This is a genomic window from Ectopseudomonas oleovorans (assembly GCF_029845265.1).
In the GTDB taxonomy this organism is placed as follows: domain Bacteria; phylum Pseudomonadota; class Gammaproteobacteria; order Pseudomonadales; family Pseudomonadaceae; genus Aquipseudomonas; species Aquipseudomonas oleovorans.
Genome location: NZ_JAOCLK010000059.1, coordinates 1 through 21,358, shown reverse-complemented (window position 1 = coordinate 21,358; position 21,358 = coordinate 1). Strand labels below are relative to the sequence as shown.

Below are 21,358 nucleotides of genomic sequence, written 5' to 3'. Positions count from 1 at the left end.
CGTAGGAGCAGTTTCAGCCGCGAAGAAGACACCTCAGCCCTGCTGCAAATGCCCGTAGAGCTTGGCGTACAGGCCACCTTCTGCGATCAGCTGCTGGTGATCGCCGTCCTCGGCGACGCTGCCGCCATCGAACACCAGCACGCGGTCGGCCTGTTTCACCGCGCTCAGACGGTGGGCGATGATCAGCGTGGTGCGGCCGTTCAAGAACTGCGCCAGCGCTTCGTGCAAGGCGTACTCGGTGGCTGCATCCAGCGCCGAGGTAGCCTCGTCGAGAATCACCACCTTGGGCTCGGCCAGCACCATGCGGGCGATCGCCAGGCGCTGACGCTGGCCCCCGGACAGGCGCACGCCGCTGCGCCCGACCACGCTGTCCAGGCCCTGCGGCAGCGCCTGGATGGTCGGCGCCAGCTGGGCGATCTCCAGCGCGCGCCAGCAATCCTCGTCGCTGCGCTCACGGCCCATGGTCAGGTTGGCACGCACCGTGTCGTTGAACAGTGCCGGGTGCTGCAACACCACCGCGACATTGTCACGCACGCAGTCCAGGCCGATCTCCTCCAGCGCGCTGCCGCCGAAGCGGATGCTGCCAGCCTGTGGCGTATAAAGGCCCAGCAGCAGCTGCACCAGGGTGCTCTTGCCGCCGCCAGAGGCGCCGACTATGGCGACCTTCTCACCCGCGCCGATGGACAGATCGAGACGATCCAGCACTGGCTCCTCGCCATAGCCGAAGGTCAACCCGCGCACCTCAATACCCACCGTGTCGCGCCCCTTGAAAGGGTCGACGCGCCCGTCGTACTGCGGCTCGTCCTTGCGTGCCAGCAGCTCGTTGATCCGCGTCAGCGCGCCACCTGCGGCATAGAAGGCGTACTGCAGGCTGAGCAGCTGCTCGACCGGGCCGATCATGAACCACAGGTAGCTGAACACCGCGAGCATCTGGCCGATCGACAGGTCGGAGAACAGCACGGTGAGCATCGCCGCCGCGCGGAACACATCGATACCGAACTGGAACAGCAGGCCGCTGGCACGGTTGGAGGCATCGCTCTTCCACTGCGAGGCCACGGCGTAGTCACGCACCTCGCGCGCGCGCACGCCGAGGCGGCCAAGGAAGTAGCCCTGGCGATTGCCGGCGCGCACTTCCTGAATCGCCTCCAGGGTCTCGGTCAGCGCCTGGGTGAAGCGCGAGGTGCTGTCGTTCTCCAGCTTCTTCAGGTGCTTGACCTTCTTGCCCAGCAGCACGGTGGCGTAGATCACCAGCGGGTTGAACAGCAGGATCAGCAAGGCCAGTTGCCAGTGCATCCAGATCAGGATGGCCGAGGTGCCGACCAGGGTCAGCACCGCCACCAGAAAGCGGCTGAGGGTCTCGCCGACGAACTTGTCCAGAGTGTCCAGATCGGTGACCAGGTGGGTGGTCACGGTGCCGCTACCCAGGCTCTCGTACTCGCCGAGGGAGATGCGCTTGAGGCGCTCGATCAGGCGCATACGGATACGGTAGACGATGTCTTTCGACAACCTGGCGAACAGCCGCGCCTGCAAGACGTTGAAGATCAGCGCCGAGCCTCGCAGCAGCAGGGTCAGCACCAGCATCAGGCCGATATAGCCGGCTGCCGTTTCCCACTCAGTCGGGAGGAAGTTGTCCATCACCTTGAGCGCCGCATCGCCGTCGTTCAGCAGCACTTCGTCCACCAGCAGCGGCAACAGCAACGGGATCGGCACACTGCACAAGGTCGCCAGCACGGCGACCAGATTGGCCAGGATCAGCGCTTTCTTGTGATGCAGGGCCAGGCGACGGATTTCTGCCCAGCTCAACCGATCAGGCATGGGCAGCGCGCTCCAGCCAGCGGCCCAGCAGCGGCGCCAGTACCTCGAGCGGTTGATAGCCGTTGGTCAGCAGCGCCAGCTGGCCGTCGCGCTCCGCCAGCAAGGTGGGGAAGCCGGCGATGCCCAGATCCTGTACCCAGGTGAAGTCGGCAGCAGTCGCCTCCTGCATGGCCTGACTGTCGAAGGCCTCGGCGAATTCGATGCGCGGGATGCCCGCCCGCTCGGCCAGTTGCACCAGCACGCTGGCCTGGGTGACGTCGGCGCCCTCGGTGTAGAAGGCTTGCTGAACTAGTTTGAGCAGCGTCCAGGCGCTGGCAGCATCGAGCTGGCGCGCGGTGACCAGGGCACGGCAGGCTGGCTCGGTATCGTACACCAGCCCCTCGGGCAGCCCGCGTTCGAAGTCGAACAGCTGCCCGGTACTGGCGTTGACCGCCTGCCAGTAACCCAGATAGCGCACCCGCGCTGCGGCATTTATAGCCACCTGATCACGACGTAGCCCGCCCGTCACGATCTGCAGTGGTACGCCATCGACAGCCGCCTGCTCGGCCAGTGCTTCGACCACCGGGGCGAACCCCCAGCACCAGGAGCACATCGGGTCCATCACGTAGAGCAGGCGGCTAGCCATGGGTCAGGCCTTGTTCAGTTGGCGGGGGTCGCGGCCAATCGGGTGCGGCTGGTTGCGCGCACGCGCCAGTTCGATCTGCTTCTGCCGCTCGCGGGCGCTTTCACGGGTTTTCTCCGGCAGCGAATCCCAGCAATGCGGACAGCTGACGCCGGGGCTGTAGAACTCGGACTGGCGGTCTTCCACGGAGATCGGTGTGCGGCAGGCATGGCACTGATCGTAGTCGCCCTCGGAGAGGTCATGACGCACGGTCACACGATTATCGAAGACGAAGCAGTCGCCCTGCCACTTGGTCTCTTGCTGCGGTACTTCCTCGAGGTATTTAAGGATGCCGCCCTTGAGGTGATAGACCTCCTCGAACCCCTCGCCGAGCATGTAGCTGGAGGCCTTCTCGCAGCGAATACCGCCGGTGCAGAACATCGCCACCTTCTTGTGTTTGCTCGGGTCGAAGTGGGCCTTGATGTACTCGGGGAACTCGCGGAACGACTTGGTCTTGGGGTCGATGGCGCCCTCGAAGGTACCGATGGCCACCTCATAGTCGTTGCGGGTATCGATCAGCAGCACTTCGGGATCAGAGATCAGGGCGTTCCAGTCCTGCGGCTCGACGTAGGTACCGACGCGCTGGTTGGGGTCGACACCGGGCACGCCGAGGGTGACGATTTCCTTCTTCAGCTTGACCTTGGTGCGATAGAACGGCTGTTCATCGCAATAGGATTCCTTGTGGTCGATATCGGCCAGACGGGCATCCTGGCGGAACCAGGCGAGCAGTGCATCGATGGCGGTGCGGCTACCGGAGACAGTGCCGTTGATGCCCTCTTCGGCGAGCAGCAGGGTGCCCTTGATGCCGTTGTCGAGCAGGGTTTGCAGCAGAGGTTCACGCAGCGCCTGGTAATCCGGCAGGGAGACGAATTTATACAACGCCGCGACGACGATCTTGTCGGTCATGAGGGGTTTCCTTCAGTGGTCGCCCACGTAAAGGGCGGACTGGTGGCACATGAAAAACGCCGGCTCAGCTGGCCGGCGCAGACGCGATTGTAGCAAAGCGTGCAATCGCCGGGGTGGCTTGGCGACAGGACGCGACAGCCTGTCACGTAGCCTGGGTGCAATCCGGGAAATAATCGCTGCCGCGGATTGGGCTACATCAATGACCGCCGCGGCAGGTCGGCGAGGCCGGCGCCACGCCCTGCGCTGCCCACTCCTCGGGGGTGTAGGTGTGCAGGGCCAGGGCATGGATCTGTCCCATCAGCTCGCCCACCGTGGCATAGACCTTCTGATGCCGCTTGACTGCGTTCAGGCCGGCGAACAGTGGACTGACGATCACCGCCTTGTAGTGGGTTTCCAGGCCACGGCTGTGCATATGGCTCTCGTCCAGTACCTCGAGATGCTCGGGCTGCAGGTCAGCGAGGGCAGTGACGATCAGGTCTTGCTTGGACATCTTGGACTCCATCAGGGCTGTTTTGGCAAACCGAGCTCGTTGCTCATGTCGGTCAGCAGCTTGTTCACTTCAGGTACGGCCGCTTCCAGCTTGCTCTGGGTGATCTGCGCGGATTGCGCGGTCAGCGTCGGCATCTTCTGCAGCACCTTCTGCCCCAACGGCGACTCGTAGAAGGCGATCAGGTCCTTGAGCTCCTGCTCGTTGAAGTTGCTGGTGTAGAGCTTGACCATGTCCGGCTTCAGCTTGTCCCAGCCGACGGCCTTGTCCAGCGCGGCATTGGCCTTGGCCTGATAGCTTTCCAGCACGGCCTTCTTGCCATTCGGCGCCTCGGCGAAACGCTGGGCGAACATCTGCTGCACCTGGCCGTAGACCGGTACCGTCAGCCTGTCGGCATTGGCCAGTTTGAGAAAACGCTCGGCATCGGCGGCGTGGCTGGCAGCATCGGCCATGGCCAGGGATGCGCTCGCGCTGAGCAGAACGGCGGTGCAGAGTTTGGAAAAACGGAGCATGGAGAGCGTCCAGAGGTTGTGAATGAGTCTGGGTAGACTACGAAGGCGGCATTTTGTGCCCTGCGCGGAAATCCCTCAAGCGATGCGCGTTGTGCGCTGGCTCACACCCGTCATGTTGACCGGCGCACCCACTGGTCAGTTGCCAACTGCCCGAGCTGCCGCTGGAGAGCCACGCCTTCAGCCACTCTCGCCTGCAACTGCGCATCGATGAGCACCCCGGACGCCTGCGCATCACCGCTGCCGCCCCGGATATCGGCGGCCAGCCCCTGCAGGTGGCCCTGGACATTCAGCGCCCTGCCCATCTGCAATCGGTCAACCTGATCGCGCCCTTGCAACATGGCGGCTTTCATGCCACCTGCCGGCAGTCTGCAGTTGGGCGGTAAGCATTACAGCTGCGTACCGGGCCAGAGCTTCGCCGCACTGGACTTCGGTCGCGGCGCCTGGCCGCTGAACACTTACTGGCAGCGGGCAGCATTCGCTGCAGCGGGCGGCATCGCCGGCAACTTCGGTGCTGGCTGGCTCGATCACAGCGGCCTGTCGGAAAATTCCCTGTGGTTCGGCGGTAAAGTGCAACTGCTCGACAGCCCCCTGCATATCGAGCGCAGTTCACAGGCGCCACTGGCCCCCTGGCGCCTGGACAGCGAAGATGATTGCGTGGCGCTGCGCTTCACGCCCCGCCAACTGCACAAGGCCTGCCCAAACTCGGCCCTTCCACGCCAGCACCGTACAGCGCTTCGGTCATTACCAAGGCGTGCTGCGCGGCCCCAAAGGCGAGCGCGTGCCGGTGGACGGAGCGCTGGGCTGGCCGGGTGATACCCACGCCCGCTGGTAGTCGCCCGCTCACAGGCTCCAATCAACCTTATAGATAAGTTGTGGAACCAGTCTTCGGCGGCACGACCTAAACTGTCAGCAACCTTGCACTTGCCCGGAGAACGCCATGAGCCGCACCGAAACCGACAGCATCGGCCCCATCGAAGTCCCCAACGACGCTTACTGGGGTGCGCAGACCCAGCGCTCGCTGATCAACTTCGCCATCGGCCAGGAGCGCATGCCGCTGGCCGTGCTGCATGCCCTGGCGCTGATCAAGAAAGCCGCCGCACGGGTCAACAGCCGTAGCGGCGAATTGCCGGCGGACATCGCCCGCCTGATCGAGCAGGCCGCCGACGAAGTGCTCGAAGGCAAACATGACACACAGTTCCCCCTGGTGGTGTGGCAGACCGGCAGCGGCACGCAGAGCAACATGAACGTCAACGAGGTGATCGCCGGCCGTGCCAACGAACTGGCCAGCGGTCAACGCGGCGGCAAGAGTCCGGTACACCCCAACGACCACGTCAACCGCGCACAGAGCTCCAACGACTGCTTCCCCACCGCCATGCACATCGCCGCCGTACAGGGCGTGCGCCATCACCTGCTGCCGGCACTGGCCGAGCTGCGTGACGGCCTGCAGGAGCAGGCGCAGCGTCATGCCAACCTGGTCAAGACCGGGCGCACCCACATGATGGACGCCACGCCGATTACTTTCGGCCAGGAGCTGTCGGCCTTCGTCGCTCAACTCGGCCACGCCGAAGCGGCGATTCGTGCCGCCCTGCCCGCCGTCTGCGAACTGGCTCAGGGGGGGACCGCCGTCGGCACCGGTCTCAATGCCCCGGCCGGCTTCGCCGAAGCCATCGCTGCCGAGCTGGCCGCGCTTACTGGCTTGCCACTCACTAGCGCGCCGAACAAATTCGCTGCGCTGTCCGGCCATGAACCTCTCGTACACCTGTCCGGTGCCCTGAAAACCCTGGCCGTGGCGCTGATGAAGCTGGCCAACGACCTGCGCCTGCTTGGTTCGGGCCCGCGTGCCGGCTTCGCCGAGGTGCGCCTGCCGGCCAACGAGCCGGGCAGCTCGATCATGCCCGGCAAGGTCAACCCGACCCAGTGCGAGGCGCTGTCGATGCTCGCCTGTCAGGTGCTGGGCAACGACGCCACCATCGGTTTCGCTGCCAGCCAGGGCCACCTGCAGCTCAACGTGTTCAAGCCAGTGATCATCCATAACCTGCTGCAATCGATCCGCCTGCTCGCCGACGGCTGCCGCAACTTCCAGCAGCACTGCGTAGCCGACCTGCAGCCGGATGCCGTGCAAATGGCCGCGCACCTGGAAAACGGCCTGATGCTGGTGACCGCGCTCAATCCCCATATCGGCTACGACAAGGCCGCGGAGATCGCCAAGAAGGCCTACGCCGAAGGCAGCACCCTACGCCAGGCCGCTCTGCAGCTTGGCTACCTGAACGAAGAGGAATTCGACCAATGGGTACGACCACAGGACATGCTCGGAGCCGGGCGGCATGACTGAAGGCAAGAGCGGCGCCACACCGCTGGAAGGCGATGGCAAACGAATCCTGCTGATTCTCGGCAACCCCAAGAAGAACAGCCTCTGCCACGCCCTGGCCGAGGCCTACAGCCGGGGAGCACGTAGCAAGGGGCACGTGGTGCGCCAGCTCAGACTGGGCGAGATGCAATTCGACCCGATCCTGCGTGAAGGTTACGAGCAGAGCCAGAATCTGGAGCCGGACCTGCTCGAAGCTCAGCGTCTGATCCACTGGGCCGAGCATCTGGTGTTCGTCTACCCGGTCTGGTGGGGCGGTGTTCCAGCACTGCTCAAGGGCTTCTTCGACCGAGTGTTCCTGCCTGGTTTCGCCTTCAAGTACCGCAACCGCTCACAACTCTGGGACAAGCTGCTCAGTGGGCGCAGCGCCGACCTGCTGGTGACCCTGGACACGCCGCGCTGGTACTTCCGCTGGATCTACGGAGCCCCGGCGCATCGGCAGATGGTGCGCACCATTCTCGGTTTCTGCGGCATCAAGACTCGCCGCCTGAGCGAATTCGCCCCGGTTCGCCCGTCCAATGAGGAACAGCGCCAAGGCTGGCTGCGCAAGGCTGAGGCACTGGGCAGCAAGGCGTAGCCCATATACGGATGTAATCGGGGGCCGCCCGAGTTTGAGCAAGCCTCCCCGGATGCCTCCGGGCTACAGCAGCAGACCGTCGCTGGCCAGGCTGACGCCTTCCGGCAAGGCGTCGGGATGCTCCAGCAGCCAGGCATCGAAGCTGTGACCGATATGCGTCAGCACCGCTTGCGTCGGCTGCAGACGCTCGATGACCTCCAGCGCGCGGGTCAGGTCGTTGTGATTACGCGGCGCCACTGGCTGCGGCGCGGTGGAGCAGTCGAGCACCAGCAAATCCAGCGGCGCGCGCTCAAGCTCGACGCAATTGGCCTCGGGTACGCCCACCGTATCGGTTAGATAGGCGATGCGCCTGCCCTGCCCTTCGAACCCCTTCCCTTCGAACAAATACCCGAAGGTCGGTTTGGAATGCGTCAGCGGCAACGCGGTAACGCTCAACTCGCCCAACTGACGGCGCTCGAAGGCGGCGAATGGCTGGCTGAAATCGAGGATGCCGGGGTGCTTGTATAAGTCGGCCAGGCCTTCCGGGTCGTCCGGGCCATGCACTGGAATCACCAGCCCCTGCCCCCAACGCAGGTGCAACAGACCCTGGGCGTGATCGGCGTGATAGTGGGTCTGCAGGATGCCGCTGAGGCTATGCGGCGCGAAGCGCTCAGTGAGATCGCTCAGGCCGCTGTCGATCAGCCAGCGCTGCGCGCCGTATTCGATCAGCGCGCAACAGGGGCCGCGACGCCGCGCGGGATAGACGCGCGCCGCGTCGCAGGCCGGGCAACTGCAGTTGTACACCGGCACCTGGCGCGCATCGCCGGTGCCGAGCAGGGTCAGGCGCATCGGCGGGTCTCGTCGAGCAGGTGCAGCAGGCAATTCACGGTCTGTTGCAGTGGGCCGGAGTTGTCTAGAACGCAAATGTGCTCCTGCGCAACAGTCGCCGCTGAAGCGCCTCCCACAACAGCAAAGCTGCGGCTGCGAGCCAGGCGCTGTTCGATCTGCTCCGGCGTCTCCCGACCACGGGCCAGCAAGCGCTGGCGCAGCACCGCCTCGTCGACCTGCAGAAGAATCGCCAGCAGCTGCGGATAGCGCTGGCGGGCGACTTCGAGATGACCGCGCGAGCCATTGATCAGCACATCCTGGCCGGCGCTGAGCCAGTCGTCGATCTCGCGCGGGATGCCGTAGGCCAGGCCGTTGGCGTGCCAGCTCAGGGCGAAGGCGCCCTCGCCCTGCAGACGCTCGAACTCGTCCGGAGTGACACCCAGTGCGTCCTCACCTACCGACTCCGCGCTGCGGGTGATAACCCGCCGGGCGAAACGGCAGCCGTGCGCCTCCAGCGGCGCTCGCGCGGCGTGCAACAGGCTGTCCTTGCCCGAGCCCGAAGGCCCCATCAGATAGATCAACCTGCCCTGCATCAGAATACCCTTCGTGCTTGGCGCCACACCTGCTGGATCACCGGCTGCTCGCCATGCGCCTTGGCCTGCACCAGGTCGGCGCGCAGACCGACGCGGATCTCGCCGCGGTCATCCATCCCCGCCGCCCTGGCCGGCGCGCGGCTCACGGTGGCGATGGCCGCAGGCAAATCATAGTCGTTGTCCTGCCCGGCGAGCAGCCAGGCCGCATGCAGCAGACTGGCCGGGTAGTAGTCGCTGGAGAGGATATCCAGCACACCGTGGCGCGCCAGTTCGGCGGCGGCGATATTGCCGGAGTGCGAGCCGCCACGCACCACATTCGGTGCCCCCATCAGCACCTTCAGCCCCACCTCGTGGCTGGCCCGGGCCGCTTCCAGGGTGGTGGGAAACTCGGCGATGGCCATGCCGAAGCCGGCTGACTCCTGCACGTGGGCCAGGGTCGCGTCGTCATGGCTGGCCACCGAAATGCCACGGGCGTGGCAGTCCTCGACGATGGCGCGGCGCTGGCGGTCGCTGTATTGGCGCGAGTTGGCGATCTGCTCCTGAAGGAAATCCTCCATTTCCGCCGGACTCAGGTGGTACTTGCCCATGTAGTACTCGCGGTACTTCTCCACCTTGGCGAACTGGCGCTGGCCGGGCGAGTGATCCATCACCGACACCAGCGCCACCAGCGGATGCTCCACCAGGTCACGGTAGATGGTCAGGGCATCGGGGTGGCACAGCTCGCAACGCAGGTGCAGGCGGTGCTCGGCGCGAGTCTGCCCGGCCGCCTCGCTGGCGGCGATGGCCTCGATCATCGCCGGCAATTGCTGCATGCGCCGGCCGCGCGGGTTGATGTCACCGATGGACAGTGCATCGAATACCGTGGTGATACCGGCGGCGACGATCTGCGCATCGTGGGTCAGCACCGCCGAGGCCGAGGGCCAATCGACTCCCGGCCTGGGGCTCATATGCTTTTCCAGGTTGTCGGTGTGCAGTTCCACCAGCCCCGGCAGCAGGTAGTCGCCGCCCAGGTCCTGGGCCTGCGGCAGGCGGCTGGCGCCCTCGTCCACCGCGGCGATCAGCCCGTCGCGCAGCAGCAGCGAGCCGAGGAACTCGCGTTCGGCAGTGACTATACGGGCGTTGCTGAGAATCTGTTCAGACGACATAGACGTACTCCGCTTGCTCCGCCGCGGCGCTCATGTCGAGGTAACGGTCGGCCACCGCCTCGCGTGCGGTGCGGTCGTGGAAAATGCCAATCAGGGCGCTACCGGCGGCCTTGGCCTCATTGATCAGCTCCAGCACCACCTGGCGGTTGGCGTCGTCCAACGAGGCGGTGGGTTCGTCGAGCAGCAGCAGCGGCCACTCGACCATGAAGCCGCGGGCGATGTTGACGCGCTGTTGCTCGCCCCCGGAGAAGGTGCCCGGTGCCAGTTGCCACAGCGCCTCAGGAATATTCAGCCGGCCTAGCAATGCCTTGGCTCGCGCCTCGGCGTCGCTGCGCGTCCAGCCACGCGACAGCGCCGGTTCCATCACCACGTCCAGGGTCGACACGCGTGGGATCACCCGCAGGAACTGGCTGACGTAACCCAGGCTCTGCCGACGCACCGCCAGCACCTGGCGCGGTTCGGCGCCGACCAGCTCCACCGACGCGCCCTGGTGGCGGATGCGGATGCTGCCGCCGGCAGCCAGATAGTTGCCGTACAGCGTGCGCAGCAGAGTCGACTTGCCAGCGCCGGACTGGCCGTGCAGCACCAGGCACTCGCCGCCGCGCACGGCGAAATTCAGGTCACGCAGCACCTGCAGGACGACGCCGTTCTGCTGGTGCAGGGTGAAGGTCTTGCTGAGGCCGCTGACCTCGATCAGGTTTTCCATGGTCAATACTCTCTGCGTTCGTGGGAGGGGCTTTAGCCGCGACCCCTCTTTGTCGCGGCTAAAGCCCCTCCCACAGGACGAAATCAGGGCTGCAACACCGACGACACCAACAGCTGCGAATACGGATGCTGCGGGTCGTCGAGAATCTGGTCGGTCAGCCCCGCCTCCACCACCTTCGAGCGGCGCATCACCATCAGCCGGTCGGCCAACAGCCGCGCCACCGCCAGATCGTGGGTGACGATCACCACCGCCAGGTCCAGCTCGCGCACCAGGCCGCGCAGCAGGTCGAGCAGGCGCGCCTGCACCGACACGTCCAGCCCTCCAGTCGGCTCGTCCATGAACACCAGGCGTGGCGCCGAGACCAGGTTGCGAGCGATCTGCAGGCGCTGCTGCATGCCGCCGGAGAAGGTGCGCGGCAGGTCGTCGATACGCGCCGGGTCGATCTCCACCTGGCTCAACCAGTCCAAGCCGGCGGCGCGCAGCTCGCCGTAGTGGCGCACGCCCTGCGCCATCAGCCGCTCGCCGATGTTGGCGCCGGCCGACACCGCCATACGTAGGCCGTCGCGAGGGTTCTGCTCGACGAAGCCCCATTCGGTGCGCAGCAACGTGCGCCGTTCTGCCTCACTGGCGCTGTACAGGTCGAGCCACTGATCGTCGCGGCCGCGATAACGCACCATGCCGCGATCCGGCTGGCAGCGCCCGGAGAGCAGGCTGAGCAAGGTGGACTTGCCTGACCCCGACTCACCGACGATACCCAGCACCTCCCCCGGATAGAGGTCGAAGCTGACGCCCTGGCAGCCCTTTTCCGGGCCGTGCAGGCGGGTCAGATCGCGCGCCGAGAACAGCGGCTCGGCCGCTGCCAGAGCAGGTTGCAGGCGTTCGGCGGCGCTCATTGCAGGTTCTCCTCGGTACGCTGGCGGCAGTAGTCGGTGTCGGAGCAGACGTAGCGCTTGCTGCCGGCGTCGTCGACGATCAGTTCGTCGAGGAAGGACTCGCTGCTGCCACAGAAGGCGCAGCACTCGTCCCAGCGCTGCACGGCAAAGGGGTGATCTTCGAAGTCCAGGCTGACCACCCGGGTAAAGGGCGGCACCGCGTAGAGGCGCTTTTCACGGCCGGCGCCGAACAGCATCAGCGCCGGGCTCATGTCCAGCTTGGGGTTGTCGAATTTCGGGATTGGCGACGGGTCCAGTACGTAGCGCTCGTCCACCGTCACCGGGTAGGCGTAGGCGGTGGCGATATGACCGAAGGTGGCGATGTCCTCGTACAACTTCACGTGCATCACGCCGTAGTCCTCCAACGCATGCATGGTTCGCGTCTCCTGCTCGCTGGGCTCGATAAAGCGCAGCGGCTCGGGAATCGGTACCTGATAGACCATGATCTGCCCGGCCGACAGCGGGGTTTCCGGGATGCGGTGGCGGGTCTGGATCACGCTGGCCTCCACCGTACGCTCGGTGGTGGCGACACCGGAGGTGCGGGCGAAGAAGCGGCGGATCGACACCGCGTTGGTGGTGTCGTCAGCACCCTGGTCGATCACCTTGAGCACATCGTCCGCACCGAGAATGGCGGCGGTAAGCTGCATGCCGCCGGTGCCCCAGCCGTAGGGCAGCGGCATCTCACGGCCGCCGAAAGGCACCTGGTAGCCGGGGATCGCCACCGCCTTGAGCAGGCCGCGGCGGATCATGCGCTTGGTCTGCTCGTCGAGGTAAGCGAAGTTGTAGGCCGATGCCTCACGGGCGTCGGTGCAAGTCAGAACGTTCATCAGCGGTTCTCCTCTGCCGGCGCTTGTCGGCGCAGCTTGCGGATCAATTCCAGTTCGGCCTGGAAGTCGACGTAGTGCGGTAACTTCAGGTGCGAGACGAAGCCGGCGGCCTCGACGTTGTCGCAGTGCATCAGCACGAATTCCTCCTCCTGCGCCGGGCCCTGCACCTCTTCGCCGTACTCGCTGGCGCGCAGCGCGCGGTCGACCAGCGCCATGCCCATGGCCTTGCGCTCGGCGTAGCCGAAGGCCAGGCCATAGCCGCGGGTAAACTGCGCCTGCTCGGCACTGTCACCGACGAACTGGTTGACCATCTCGCACTCGGTGATTTCGATGTCGCCCAACGGCACGGCGAAACCCAGTTCGGCGGGCGTCATCCACACCTCGACATCACCGATGCGGATCTCCCCGGCGAATGGGTGATTGCGCCCGTAGCCGCGCTGAGTCGAGTAGCCGAGCGCCAGGAGGAAGCCTTCATCACCACGGGCAAGCGCCTGCAGGCGCTCGGCGCGGCTCGCGGGAAAGGCCAGCGGCTCGCGGGTGATGTCCGGCACCGGTGCGCCGTCGTCCTGCTCGCGGGCCATCAGCCCCTCCTCGGCGAGAAAATCCAGCACCCGAGGACAGGGCTTGGGCTCGTCGGCAAGCGTGGTGTCCGGTGCCGGATACTCGCCCTCGGCCAGCAAGGTGAAATCCAGCAGACGGTGGGTGTAATCGAACGTAGGGCCGAGCAACTGGCCGCCGGGCAGATCCTTGAAGGTGGCGGATATGCGCCGCTCCAGCTGCATCTTCGTGGTGTCCAGCGGCTCGCTGGCACCGAAACGTGGCAGCGTGGTGCGGTAGGCGCGCAAGAGGAAGATGGCCTCCATCAGGTCACCGGCCGCCTGCTTGATCGCCAGTGCGGCCAGCTCCTCGTCGTACAGCGAGCCTTCGCTCATCACCCGGGCCACAGCCAGCGGCAGTTGCTGGCGGATCTGTTCAACGCCCAGTTCAGCGATCGTGGTATCGCCACGGCGACGGCTGGCCAGCAGTTGATGGGCATTGTCGATGGCGCGTTCGCCACCCTTGACGGCGACATACATCAGGCAGCCTCCTCGGTTTCGATCAGCACGCGGGTGCTGCGCGGCAGGCCGATGACTTCTCCGCCTGCGGCAAAGAAGCAATCCAGGCCGCGTGGAAAAGCATTGCGTGCCTGGCGCTGCTGCCAGAACGAGGTAGGCAACGGCAGGTTGACGCTGCGCACGTCCTTGATGCCCGGCCCCCGCCAGCGCAAGGCCGGGCCGGCGTGCAGATCATCGAGTTGAATCAGCAGCGTGCAGGACTGGTCCGGGTAACGCTCGCTACCGTTGTCAAAGTCCGACAGATCGCTCAATTCGCTCTCGTCTAACAGGGCGAACAGGGCGATCTCGCGCTCGGCAACGATCGGGCAACCGCAGTGGAAGGCCAGATTGGCGCGGATCAATGGCGTATCGAAGCGTGGTGCCAGCCACAGCGGCGTATCACTGTCGAGGAAGGCCAGACACAAGCCATAAGTAGCTGGGGCCAGGTCGCCCAAGGCATGGGCACGATCCATGGCGCGTGGCAGCCCCGGTTCGGCCAGGGCTCCGAGGGCCGCGCGGAAGCTGACCTGGGCGTCCAGCACCGGGTCGTCGAAAGCCGGTTGCAGCCAGTGCGAGCTGTGCGGCGTAGTCATCAGTCCTCTCCTCTGACCTGGGTGAAAAATTCCACCTGAGTGGTGGCGGTACGGGCGGCCCGGTTCAGGCGCCGTTCGCGCTGCTCGCGGGCCAGGGGTTCGATCAGGTCATCCAGCCAGCGCGCCTGGTCGCTGCCCTGCAGGTGCGCGTCGGCCAGGGCGGCCAGTTCGGCGCGGCGCTTGTCGCGGCCTGCCAGATAGCTGTAACCGGTACGGCCGTCGGCCAGGCGCACCACGCAGCGGGTCACGGTCATTTCGCCGAGGTTGAAGGCGCTACCGGTGCCGCCCATGCGCCCGCGCACCAGGGTCATGCCCACCTCGGGGGAGCGGATCAGTTGGTAGGCGCTGTCTTTCAGCGCCGCCTCATGGCTATCGAGAGCGCTGCCGGCGCGGGCCAGGACGCCCATCCAGCGCTGACGCGCGGCGATGTTCGGATCGATTTCGTTCATGCGGGTCTCCATCAGGTCGCTACCTGGTACTGGAAGCGGTCGGCGCGGCTGCTGGACTGCGCCAGCTCCACCGCCCGGCCAGCGGGATCGCGGGACAAAGTGAGTACGCTGAGCAGCGGCGCATGGCGCGGCATCAGCAGATGCGCAGCCTCCTCGCGACTGGGTAGGCGCGCGCCGATCAGGCTGAAGGTGCGCGTCAGCGGTAGATCGCGCTCGGCCAGGTACTGGCGCAGCGAGCCGCCCTGATAGTCGGCCAGCAGCGGCGCCAGACTGACGCAGAAACGGTGACGAATCAGGCTCAGCGGCTGCCCATCGAGCAAGCGCAGGGTGATCAGCTCGATTAATTCGCTGCCATCGGGCAGTTGCAGGTGGCGGCACTCCTCGCTGCTGCCGCTGCGGCGCAGGCGCTCGATCAACTGCGCCTCGACGCGGTGACCAAGCGCAGACAGCGACTGGCTGAACGCACTGCCGGCCTCTACCGGATACACCAGCGGCTTGGCCAGCACCTGTGTGCCCTTGCCTTGGCGGCGCAGCAAGCGGCCTTCGAGCACCAGCTCGTCCACGGCGCGACGCAGGGTGTGGCGATTGACGGAAAAACGGGCGGCCAGTTGCATCTCGCCCGGCAGGTAGTCGCCCGGGCTCATGCGTTGCAGATCTTCGCGCAACACGGCGGCCAGCTCGCGGTACAGCGGTTCGCTTTGTCTAGACAAGTTCATCGTTTGAAAAGGGCGCACGCAGGCGCCCTCCCTCTCCTTCAGATAAAGAGCTTGCGCAGGCGCTGGGACAGGATGTCGATGGCGCTCACCACCAGGATGATCACGATCAGCAGGGCGCAGGTCTGGGCGAACTGGAAGCCGCGTATGGCCTCCCAGAGGATCACCCCGATACCGCCGGCGCCGACCATGCCGACCACCGTGGCCGAGCGCACGTTGGACTCGAAGCGGTACAGCGAATAGGAAATCCACAGCGGCAGTACCTGCGGGATGACGCCGAAGATCACCTCCTGCAGGGCACTGGCGCCGGTGGCGCGCACGCCTTCGACCGGGCCTGGATCGATGGCCTCGACCGCCTCGGCGAACAGCTTGGCCAGTACCCCGGTGGTGCTGATGAACAGAGCCAGCACGCCTGCGAAGGGGCCGAGGCCGACCGCGACGACGAAGAGCATGGCGAAGACCATTTCGTTGATCGAACGGCAGGCATCCATCACCCGGCGTACCGGCTGGTACACCCACCAGGGCACGATGTTCTCGGAACAGAGGATGCCCAGCGGAATGGCGCAGACGATGGCCAGCACCGTGCCCCAAAGAGCGATCTGTACGGTGACGACCATCTCCTTGAGGTAGTGCTGCCAGTTGCTGAAATCCGGCGGGAAGAAGTCGGCGGCGAAGGTGGCCATGTTGCCGGCATCGCGCACCAGCGCCAGCGGGTTCATTTCCGCACCCTGCCAGGACCAGGCGAGTACGGCAAAGAACAGGCCCCAGCCAATCAGTTGCAGCCAGCTACGCTTGGCTTCGGTTGCCGGGGTGGCGGTGGTCAGTGTGGTCATGGGTAACTCTCGTTCCTGTGGGAGGCGCTTCAGCGACGAGCTGTTCAAGAACCGCCCCACTTTCGCGGGGCGGCTCCGAGGCTCAACCGGCGCTGGCGCCGCCCTGCTTCTCACGCTCGGCCATACGCTGCTCGAGCTTGGCCAACTCGGCGTCCAGCTCCTTGAGCTGAGCCTGCTTGACGGCGTCCTTGAGCGTGGCGTTGTTAGCCACTTCGCTGCGTTTCTTGAACAGTTCGAGCTGACGGATCGGCAGCAACTGATTGTTGTCGGACTGCTTGAACTGGCCCCACTGCAGGCCTTCGAGCACTTTCTTCTCTTCCGGCTTGGCGCCGTAGCTCATGAAGAAGTCGCGCAGCTTGTCGCGGGTTTCCTGCGGCAGGTTCTTGCGCCAGACGATGGGGTCGGACGGGATCAGCGGCGAGGTCCAGATCACCTTGAGCTGCGCGGCCTTGTCCGGCGCGGTCACTTCCAGACGCTCCATGCCCTCGCTGTTGAAGGTGCCGACATCGACCTGCTTGTTGGCCACCGACAAGGCGTTGACCTCATGACTGCCGTTGAGCGAGCGCTTGAAGATCTTGCCGGCGTCGGCGTTGTTCTGGGCGAACACGTAGTAACCGGGCACCAGATAACCGGAAGTGGAGTTCGGGTCGCCGTTGGCGAAGGTCAGGCTCTTGGCGTTCTTGAGCATGTCCTCGACCGAATTGATCGGGCTGTCCTTGTGCGCCACCAGCAGGCTGTAGTAGCCCTGGGCGCCGTTGGCCGCTACGGTCTGGGCGAAGATCTCGCCGCCGGCGCGGTCCACCGCTTCCATCGCCGACTTGTTGCCGTACCAGGCCACGTCGACCTTGTCGAAGCGCATGCCCTGGATGATCCCGGCATAGTCCGGGGCGAAGAAGGCGTTGATCTTCACCCCGGTCTGCTTGCTCATGTCAGCCAGGAAGGGGTCCCACATGGCCTTGAGGTTCTGCGAAGACTCGGTGGAAATGATGCCGAAGTTGAGTTCCTCGGCGGCCTGGGCCGAGCTCAGCAGGGAACCGGTGACGAGCGCGGAGGCAGCCAGCACCTGGCCGATGCGTTTGAACATGGAGCACACTCCTGTTGCGGGTTGGCGTTAGGGTTCGAATCTGAGGGACGTCAGACCTTGGCCAGCGTCAGCGGACGCTCTACAGCCCGTGGGCGCTGCCCTTGCGGCAGCAGCAGGCTGATATCGAGATCGCCGCCGTAGAGGTCATTGAGGAAATCTGGGTTGAAGCCCGCGGTCGGGCCGTCGAAATGAATTCGCCCGCCCTTGAGCGCCACGGCGCGCTGGCAATAGCGCACCGCGTAATCGACCTGATGCAGGGTCACCACCACCGTCTTGCCATCGCGGCGGTTGATGTCGGCGAGAATCTCCATCACCTTGCGCGCCGACTCCGGGTCGAGCGAGGCGATGGGTTCGTCGGCGAGAATCACCTCGGCCTGCTGGCACAGCGCGCGGGCGATGGCCACGCGTTGCTGCTGCCCCCCGGACAGGGTCGAAGCACGCTGTGCGGCGAACTCGGCCAGACCGACCCGCTCCAGCGCCTGCATGGCACGCTGCCTTTCCTCGGCATTGAACAGGCTGAGGCTGCCACGCCAGCGCGGCATGCGCCCCAGACCACCGAGCAGCACGTTCTGCATCACACTGAGGCGGCCGACCAGATTGAACTGCTGGAAGATGTAGCCGATATCGGCGCGCTGACGGCGCACGTCGCCGTTGAGGCGACCATCGGCCTGGACCTGGCGACCGAGCACTTCGATACTGCCGGCATCGCCGCGTGCCAAGCCGGCGAGATGGCGCAGCAGGGTCGACTTGCCCGACCCCGAAGCACCGATCAAGGCCACCATTTCACCTGGCTGTACCGACAGCGCCAGGTCGAACAACGCCTGTTTGCGGCCGAAGCTCTTGTTCAGACGGTCGACTCGAATCGCTGCGCGCATGGGCTGGCCCTCTACTATCATTGTCGATACGAAGGCAGCTAACTCGCGCCTTCTGGTGTAGACCAAGGTAGGCGCAAGCTGTGTCAGACCCGTGAACCACGGATGACGATTGAGTGACCGAAACTTGAAACTTTTATGCTCGAGCGACGCGACAAGATGAGTTCTGCCGAATACCACGCATTTCAGACAATCGGTGCTGGCATAAAGCCGCCACCTGAATCACAATCCGACACGTATTTGGCGTCAAGGAACTGTTCAGATGACTCTCGGGTCATAATGACGCAGAACGCGATACCGGTTGAACGGCTAGTGCGAAACACGGTCAAACCGGTGACAATCTCGACACTGACTACCAGTATCGCTCCCTGAACTAACCGGTAATGTATGCGCCCTATGAAACAGGCTATTTACTCCAGCCGCACGGCTGACAAATTTGTCGTTCGCTTGCCAGATGGCATGCGTGAGCGTATCGCTGACGTAGCACGCAACCATCATCGCAGCATGAATTCGGAAATCATCGCCCGCCTGGAGCAGAGCATGCTTCAGGAAGGTGCGCTGGATGACGATCTCAGCCTGCGTCTCGACAGCCCCGAACTGAGCCTCCATGAGCGTGAATTGCTGCAGCGTTTTCGTCAGTTGTCGCGCCGCCAGCAGAACGCGCTGGTCGCTCTGATTGCCCACGACGTGGAAATGGCCGCCGAAGAAGCCTGAGGCGAGCCCTAAGAGCCTGTTCAAAGTCTCGCGAGCTAGCAGCTTGTTGAAATTCGCCCACGCCCTGCCTGGTTTTGCGGCGTGTGGTTTACGATATTGCTGCAGCTGTTCTACTCGCTACACAGCGAGCGCATGCTCATGGAACAACTGGGCTACAACCTGCTTTTTCGCTGGTTCGTCGGCCTGGCCATCGACGACCCGGTGTGGGATCACTCGGTGTTCTCGAAGAACCGTGACCGCCTCAATGCTCAGGCCGTGGCCACCGAGTTTCTGAGCGAAGTGGTGCGCCTGGCCGAGAAGCATGGACTGATGTCGGGTGAGCACTTCTCGGTCGACGGCACCCTGCTGCAGCACGGCCTTTCTCGATACCTAGCGCCCTGGTAGAACTGATGAACTGACCCGGCTTACAGCAGGAAGATCGACGCCAAGCCCAGGAAGATGAAGAAACCGCCGCTGTCGGTCACCGCAGTGATCATCACGCTGGCCCCCATGGCCGGGTCGCGCCCGAGGCGCGCCAGGGTCATGGGGATCAGCACCCCCATCAGCGCCGCCAGCAGAAGGTTGAGCGTCATTGCCGCGGTCATCACCACGCCCAGCGACCAGCTGTCGTACAGGTAATAGGCCACCCCACCAATCACGCCGCCCCAGAGGATGCCGTTGATCAGGGAAACCCCCAGCTCCTTGCGCACCAGCCGCGCGGTGTTACCGGTACTGACCTGATCCAGCGCCATGGCGCGCACGATCATGGTGATGGTCTGGTTACCCGAGTTGCCGCCGATACCGGCAACGATAGGCATCAGCGCCGCCAGCGCCACCAGCTTCTCGATCGAGCCTTCGAACAGGCCGATCACCCGCGAAGCGAGGAATGCGGTGACCAGGTTGATCGCCAGCCAGGCCCAACGGTTGCGCACCGACTTCCACACCGAGGCGAAGATGTCTTCTTCCTCGCGCAGACCGGCCATGTTCAGCACTTCGCTTTCGCTTTCCTCACGGATCAGGTCGACCATCTCGTCGATGGTCAGACGGCCGATCAGCTTGCCGTTCTTGTCCACCACCGGGGCGGAAATCAGGTCGTAACGTTCGAAGGCCTGGGCGGCGTCATAAGCATCATCATCCGGGTGAAAACTCACCGGATCGTCGGCCATGACTTCGCCGACCTGCTTGTCCGGGTCGTTGACCAGCAGGCGTTTGATCGGCAGCACGCCCTTGAGCACGCCGTCGTAATCGACCACGAACAGCTTGTCGGTATGGCTCGGCAGCTCTTTCAGGCGGCGCAGATAACGCAGAACCACCTCCAGGCTGACGTCTTCGCGGATGGTGACCATCTCGAAGTCCATCAGCGCACCGACCTGATCTTCTTCGTAGGACAGGGCCGAACGCACACGCTCGCGCTGCTGGGCGTCGAGCGATTCCATCAGCTCGTGAACGACGTCGCGCGGCAGTTCCGGCGCCAGGTCGGCGAGCTCGTCGGCGTCCAGGTCCTTGGCCGCGGCGAGAATCTCGTGATCGTCCATGTCGGCGATCAGGGTTTCCCGTACCGCGTCAGAGACTTCCAGCAGGATGTCGCCATCGCGCTCGGACTTGACCAACTGCCAGACGGTGAGACGTTCGTCGAGCGGCAAGGCTTCGAGGATGTGGGCGATGTCCGCAGGGTGCAGATCTTCGAGCTTGCGCTGCAGCTCGACGAGATTCTGACGATGCACCAGGTTCTCGACCCGGTCGTGATGCTGGCCTTCCTGACGATGAGTCAAGTCTTCGACCAGCTTGTGCCGATGCAGCAGTTCGATCACCTGGGCCAGGCGATCCTGCAAGCTCTCTTGCGGCTTTTTGGCTTCTAATTCAGTCATAGCGCGCTCCACCCCAGTTGGCGGACACGCCAGAGGGGATCAATCAGGTCTTACACGATTGTGCGAGGGGAGTATTGAGTAACTACTGGGTAAGTCCATGGTGGTATTCCACAAGCCCCGGCGGGGCTGACGCGGCGAATGATAACACCGCAAAACAGCTTTGTACGTGACAAAAGCGCGGCAAGAACAACTGCTTGCATCACAAACTTCGATCTCGCATGAAAACCTGGCTATGCGACGCCAGCTACCCGCGTCAGGACACCCTGGCGAGTACGAAAAAACGGTCTAACCTGAAGCAGGCAAACGTCAGGGAGGACGACTCATGCGAGGACTGCACTTCGCAGCGCTATTGGCCGCTGCACTTCTCTACCCTATTGCAGACAGCTCAGCGGCCAGTGTGTTCCGCTGCGTGAGTGCAAATGGCCATGTCACCTTCACCCGCCACGGCTGCGCCGACGATCAAGAGCAGCACCTGCAGGATACGCGCAACCACACGCCCAGCAGCGGCAAGGCAATCCCTCTCGCGGACCCAGGCCGGCGCGCAGCAACCACCACGACCGGCAGTGGCGAGCTGGTCATCGTCGGCCAACAGGACGATGGTTGCGACAACCTGCTGACCAGCAGCGAGAGACGCCAGGCGATCATCCGCAAGGAAGTCCGCCTCGGCATGAGCCGCGCCGACGTGGAAAGCAGCCTGGGCAAGCCAGACAGAGTCACCAGCAGCAATGGGCAGCAGCGCTACCACTACCGAGAGAAACGTAAAGGCGGGAACAGCCGACAGGTCAGCTTCGACGAAGCCGGCTGCGTGAAGAAATAACGCACAATC

The 21,358-nt window shown here is 64.5% G+C and carries 23 protein-coding genes and 2 pseudogenes; 6 read left to right on the top strand and 19 right to left on the bottom strand.

Annotated features, from left to right (window positions below):
* Positions 1-33: 33 nt before the first annotated feature.
* From N5J71_RS20470 to N5J71_RS20450, 5 genes are all read right to left on the bottom strand, one after another.
* Positions 34-1,815 (bottom strand): ABC transporter ATP-binding protein, encoded by a 1,782-nt coding sequence (locus tag N5J71_RS20470; RefSeq protein ID WP_003461807.1) that lies wholly within the window; start codon positions 1,813-1,815, stop codon positions 34-36.
* Positions 1,808-2,440, bottom strand: a complete 633-nt coding sequence (locus N5J71_RS20465) for a DsbA family protein (RefSeq protein ID WP_003461809.1) — start codon at positions 2,438-2,440, stop codon at positions 1,808-1,810. The genes N5J71_RS20470 and N5J71_RS20465 overlap by 8 nt, the downstream gene beginning before the upstream one ends.
* 3 nt (positions 2,441-2,443) lie before the next feature.
* Positions 2,444-3,382 (bottom strand): oxygen-dependent tRNA uridine(34) hydroxylase TrhO, encoded by a 939-nt coding sequence (gene trhO, locus N5J71_RS20460; protein WP_003461811.1) that lies wholly within the window; start codon positions 3,380-3,382, stop codon positions 2,444-2,446.
* Between the two features lie 196 nt (positions 3,383-3,578).
* Entirely contained in the window at positions 3,579-3,872 is a 294-nt protein-coding gene (locus tag N5J71_RS20455) for a BolA family protein (RefSeq protein WP_003461815.1), read from the bottom strand.
* Positions 3,873-3,883: 11 nt separating this feature from the next.
* Positions 3,884-4,381 (bottom strand): DUF2059 domain-containing protein, encoded by a 498-nt coding sequence (locus N5J71_RS20450; protein WP_003461817.1) that lies wholly within the window; start codon positions 4,379-4,381, stop codon positions 3,884-3,886.
* A gap of 134 nt (positions 4,382-4,515) precedes the next feature.
* On the opposite strand from N5J71_RS20450, the pseudogene N5J71_RS20445 reads away from it, so the two are divergent.
* The 3 genes and pseudogenes from N5J71_RS20445 to N5J71_RS20435 form a co-directional block, all read left to right on the top strand.
* Positions 4,516-5,213: pseudogene (locus tag N5J71_RS20445) on the top strand (DUF2804 family protein); the annotation flags it as partial.
* 105 nt (positions 5,214-5,318) lie between these two features.
* The gene (locus tag N5J71_RS20440) at positions 5,319-6,713 is read left to right on the top strand and encodes a class II fumarate hydratase (RefSeq protein ID WP_003461837.1); all 1,395 of its coding nucleotides are present in this window, start codon (positions 5,319-5,321) and stop codon (positions 6,711-6,713) included.
* The gene (locus N5J71_RS20435) at positions 6,706-7,323 is read left to right on the top strand and encodes an NAD(P)H-dependent oxidoreductase (RefSeq protein WP_003461839.1); all 618 of its coding nucleotides are present in this window, start codon (positions 6,706-6,708) and stop codon (positions 7,321-7,323) included. Before N5J71_RS20440 ends, N5J71_RS20435 begins: the two co-directional genes overlap by 8 nt.
* Before the next feature lie 63 nt (positions 7,324-7,386).
* On the opposite strand, the gene phnP is transcribed toward N5J71_RS20435, so the two are convergent.
* The 13 genes from phnP to phnC all read right to left on the bottom strand — a co-directional run bounded on the left by phnP (position 7,387) and on the right by phnC (position 17,974).
* Entirely contained in the window at positions 7,387-8,151 is a 765-nt protein-coding gene (phnP, locus tag N5J71_RS20430; RefSeq protein WP_084342277.1) for a phosphonate metabolism protein PhnP, read from the bottom strand.
* Positions 8,142-8,723, bottom strand: a complete 582-nt coding sequence (gene phnN / locus N5J71_RS20425; protein WP_003461843.1) for a phosphonate metabolism protein/1,5-bisphosphokinase (PRPP-forming) PhnN — start codon at positions 8,721-8,723, stop codon at positions 8,142-8,144. Before phnN ends, phnP begins: the two co-directional genes overlap by 10 nt.
* Positions 8,723-9,868 (bottom strand): alpha-D-ribose 1-methylphosphonate 5-triphosphate diphosphatase, encoded by a 1,146-nt coding sequence (locus N5J71_RS20420; RefSeq protein WP_003461844.1) that lies wholly within the window; start codon positions 9,866-9,868, stop codon positions 8,723-8,725. The genes phnN and N5J71_RS20420 overlap by 1 nt, the downstream gene beginning before the upstream one ends.
* Positions 9,858-10,574, bottom strand: a complete 717-nt coding sequence (gene phnL / locus N5J71_RS20415; RefSeq protein WP_003461846.1) for a phosphonate C-P lyase system protein PhnL — start codon at positions 10,572-10,574, stop codon at positions 9,858-9,860. Before phnL ends, N5J71_RS20420 begins: the two co-directional genes overlap by 11 nt.
* An 83-nt stretch (positions 10,575-10,657) precedes the next feature.
* The gene (phnK, locus tag N5J71_RS20410; RefSeq protein WP_116618241.1) at positions 10,658-11,467 is read right to left on the bottom strand and encodes a phosphonate C-P lyase system protein PhnK; all 810 of its coding nucleotides are present in this window, start codon (positions 11,465-11,467) and stop codon (positions 10,658-10,660) included.
* Positions 11,464-12,333, bottom strand: a complete 870-nt coding sequence (locus N5J71_RS20405; protein WP_003461850.1) for an alpha-D-ribose 1-methylphosphonate 5-phosphate C-P-lyase PhnJ — start codon at positions 12,331-12,333, stop codon at positions 11,464-11,466. The genes phnK and N5J71_RS20405 overlap by 4 nt, the downstream gene beginning before the upstream one ends.
* Entirely contained in the window at positions 12,333-13,409 is a 1,077-nt protein-coding gene (locus N5J71_RS20400; RefSeq protein ID WP_003461852.1) for a carbon-phosphorus lyase complex subunit, read from the bottom strand. Before N5J71_RS20400 ends, N5J71_RS20405 begins: the two co-directional genes overlap by 1 nt.
* On the bottom strand, positions 13,409-14,020 hold the full coding sequence (phnH, locus tag N5J71_RS20395) for a phosphonate C-P lyase system protein PhnH (protein WP_003461854.1): 612 nt from the start codon (positions 14,018-14,020) through the stop codon (positions 13,409-13,411). The genes N5J71_RS20400 and phnH overlap by 1 nt, the downstream gene beginning before the upstream one ends.
* Complete coding sequence (gene phnG / locus N5J71_RS20390) at positions 14,020-14,469, bottom strand: phosphonate C-P lyase system protein PhnG (RefSeq protein WP_084342280.1); 450 nt, start codon at positions 14,467-14,469, stop codon at positions 14,020-14,022. Before phnG ends, phnH begins: the two co-directional genes overlap by 1 nt.
* An 11-nt stretch (positions 14,470-14,480) precedes the next feature.
* A complete protein-coding gene (gene phnF / locus N5J71_RS20385; RefSeq protein ID WP_084342281.1) occupies positions 14,481-15,203 on the bottom strand; it encodes a phosphonate metabolism transcriptional regulator PhnF in 723 nt (240 codons plus the stop codon).
* A gap of 20 nt (positions 15,204-15,223) precedes the next feature.
* The gene (phnE, locus tag N5J71_RS20380) at positions 15,224-16,015 is read right to left on the bottom strand and encodes a phosphonate ABC transporter, permease protein PhnE (protein ID WP_003461861.1); all 792 of its coding nucleotides are present in this window, start codon (positions 16,013-16,015) and stop codon (positions 15,224-15,226) included.
* Between the two features lie 82 nt (positions 16,016-16,097).
* Positions 16,098-17,099, bottom strand: coding sequence for a phosphonate ABC transporter substrate-binding protein (gene phnD, locus N5J71_RS20375; protein WP_084342282.1), 1,002 nt, complete (start codon positions 17,097-17,099; stop codon positions 16,098-16,100).
* A 50-nt stretch (positions 17,100-17,149) separates the two neighbouring features.
* Complete coding sequence (gene phnC / locus N5J71_RS20370; protein WP_003461865.1) at positions 17,150-17,974, bottom strand: phosphonate ABC transporter ATP-binding protein; 825 nt, start codon at positions 17,972-17,974, stop codon at positions 17,150-17,152.
* A 384-nt stretch (positions 17,975-18,358) separates the two neighbouring features.
* Between phnC and N5J71_RS20365 the strand changes: the two genes are divergently transcribed.
* Entirely contained in the window at positions 18,359-18,685 is a 327-nt protein-coding gene (locus N5J71_RS20365) for an Arc family DNA-binding protein (protein WP_003461866.1), read from the top strand.
* 93 nt (positions 18,686-18,778) lie between these two features.
* A pseudogene (locus N5J71_RS20360) lies at positions 18,779-19,036 on the top strand (transposase); the annotation flags it as partial.
* A gap of 53 nt (positions 19,037-19,089) precedes the next feature.
* Here the strand turns inward: N5J71_RS20360 and mgtE are convergent.
* A complete protein-coding gene (mgtE, locus tag N5J71_RS20355; RefSeq protein WP_003461871.1) occupies positions 19,090-20,532 on the bottom strand; it encodes a magnesium transporter in 1,443 nt (480 codons plus the stop codon).
* A gap of 322 nt (positions 20,533-20,854) precedes the next feature.
* Between mgtE and bamE the strand changes: the two genes are divergently transcribed.
* Positions 20,855-21,349, top strand: a complete 495-nt coding sequence (bamE, locus tag N5J71_RS20350) for an outer membrane protein assembly factor BamE domain-containing protein (RefSeq protein ID WP_003461873.1) — start codon at positions 20,855-20,857, stop codon at positions 21,347-21,349.
* Positions 21,350-21,358 lie beyond the last annotated feature (9 nt).

Excerpts from the sequence above, each read along its gene's own strand:
- N5J71_RS20450 (WP_003461817.1), bottom strand. The coding sequence starts at position 4,381 with ATGCTCCGTTTTTCCAAACTCTGCACCGCCGTTCTGCTCAGCGCGAGC.
- trhO (WP_003461811.1), bottom strand. The coding sequence starts at position 3,382 with ATGACCGACAAGATCGTCGTCGCGGCGTTGTATAAATTCGTCTCCCTG.
- phnG (WP_084342280.1), bottom strand. The coding sequence starts at position 14,469 with ATGAACGAAATCGATCCGAACATCGCCGCGCGTCAGCGCTGGATGGGC.
- N5J71_RS20440 (WP_003461837.1), top strand. The coding sequence starts at position 5,319 with ATGAGCCGCACCGAAACCGACAGCATCGGCCCCATCGAAGTCCCCAAC.
- N5J71_RS20400 (WP_003461852.1), bottom strand. The coding sequence starts at position 13,409 with ATGTATGTCGCCGTCAAGGGTGGCGAACGCGCCATCGACAATGCCCAT.
- N5J71_RS20365 (WP_003461866.1), top strand. The coding sequence starts at position 18,359 with ATGCGCCCTATGAAACAGGCTATTTACTCCAGCCGCACGGCTGACAAA.
- phnP (WP_084342277.1), bottom strand. The coding sequence starts at position 8,151 with ATGCGCCTGACCCTGCTCGGCACCGGCGATGCGCGCCAGGTGCCGGTG.
- phnH (WP_003461854.1), bottom strand. The coding sequence starts at position 14,020 with ATGACTACGCCGCACAGCTCGCACTGGCTGCAACCGGCTTTCGACGAC.
- N5J71_RS20420 (WP_003461844.1), bottom strand. The coding sequence starts at position 9,868 with ATGTCGTCTGAACAGATTCTCAGCAACGCCCGTATAGTCACTGCCGAA.
- phnL (WP_003461846.1), bottom strand. The coding sequence starts at position 10,574 with ATGGAAAACCTGATCGAGGTCAGCGGCCTCAGCAAGACCTTCACCCTG.
- N5J71_RS20435 (WP_003461839.1), top strand. The coding sequence starts at position 6,706 with ATGACTGAAGGCAAGAGCGGCGCCACACCGCTGGAAGGCGATGGCAAA.
- phnE (WP_003461861.1), bottom strand. The coding sequence starts at position 16,015 with ATGACCACACTGACCACCGCCACCCCGGCAACCGAAGCCAAGCGTAGC.
- phnK (WP_116618241.1), bottom strand. The coding sequence starts at position 11,467 with ATGAGCGCCGCCGAACGCCTGCAACCTGCTCTGGCAGCGGCCGAGCCG.
- mgtE (WP_003461871.1), bottom strand. The coding sequence starts at position 20,532 with ATGACTGAATTAGAAGCCAAAAAGCCGCAAGAGAGCTTGCAGGATCGC.
- phnN (WP_003461843.1), bottom strand. The coding sequence starts at position 8,723 with ATGCAGGGCAGGTTGATCTATCTGATGGGGCCTTCGGGCTCGGGCAAG.
- phnC (WP_003461865.1), bottom strand. The coding sequence starts at position 17,974 with ATGCGCGCAGCGATTCGAGTCGACCGTCTGAACAAGAGCTTCGGCCGC.
- N5J71_RS20405 (WP_003461850.1), bottom strand. The coding sequence starts at position 12,333 with ATGAACGTTCTGACTTGCACCGACGCCCGTGAGGCATCGGCCTACAAC.
- phnD (WP_084342282.1), bottom strand. The coding sequence starts at position 17,099 with ATGTTCAAACGCATCGGCCAGGTGCTGGCTGCCTCCGCGCTCGTCACC.
- N5J71_RS20470 (WP_003461807.1), bottom strand. The coding sequence starts at position 1,815 with ATGCCTGATCGGTTGAGCTGGGCAGAAATCCGTCGCCTGGCCCTGCAT.
- bamE (WP_003461873.1), top strand. The coding sequence starts at position 20,855 with ATGCGAGGACTGCACTTCGCAGCGCTATTGGCCGCTGCACTTCTCTAC.
- N5J71_RS20455 (WP_003461815.1), bottom strand. The coding sequence starts at position 3,872 with ATGTCCAAGCAAGACCTGATCGTCACTGCCCTCGCTGACCTGCAGCCC.
- N5J71_RS20465 (WP_003461809.1), bottom strand. The coding sequence starts at position 2,440 with ATGGCTAGCCGCCTGCTCTACGTGATGGACCCGATGTGCTCCTGGTGC.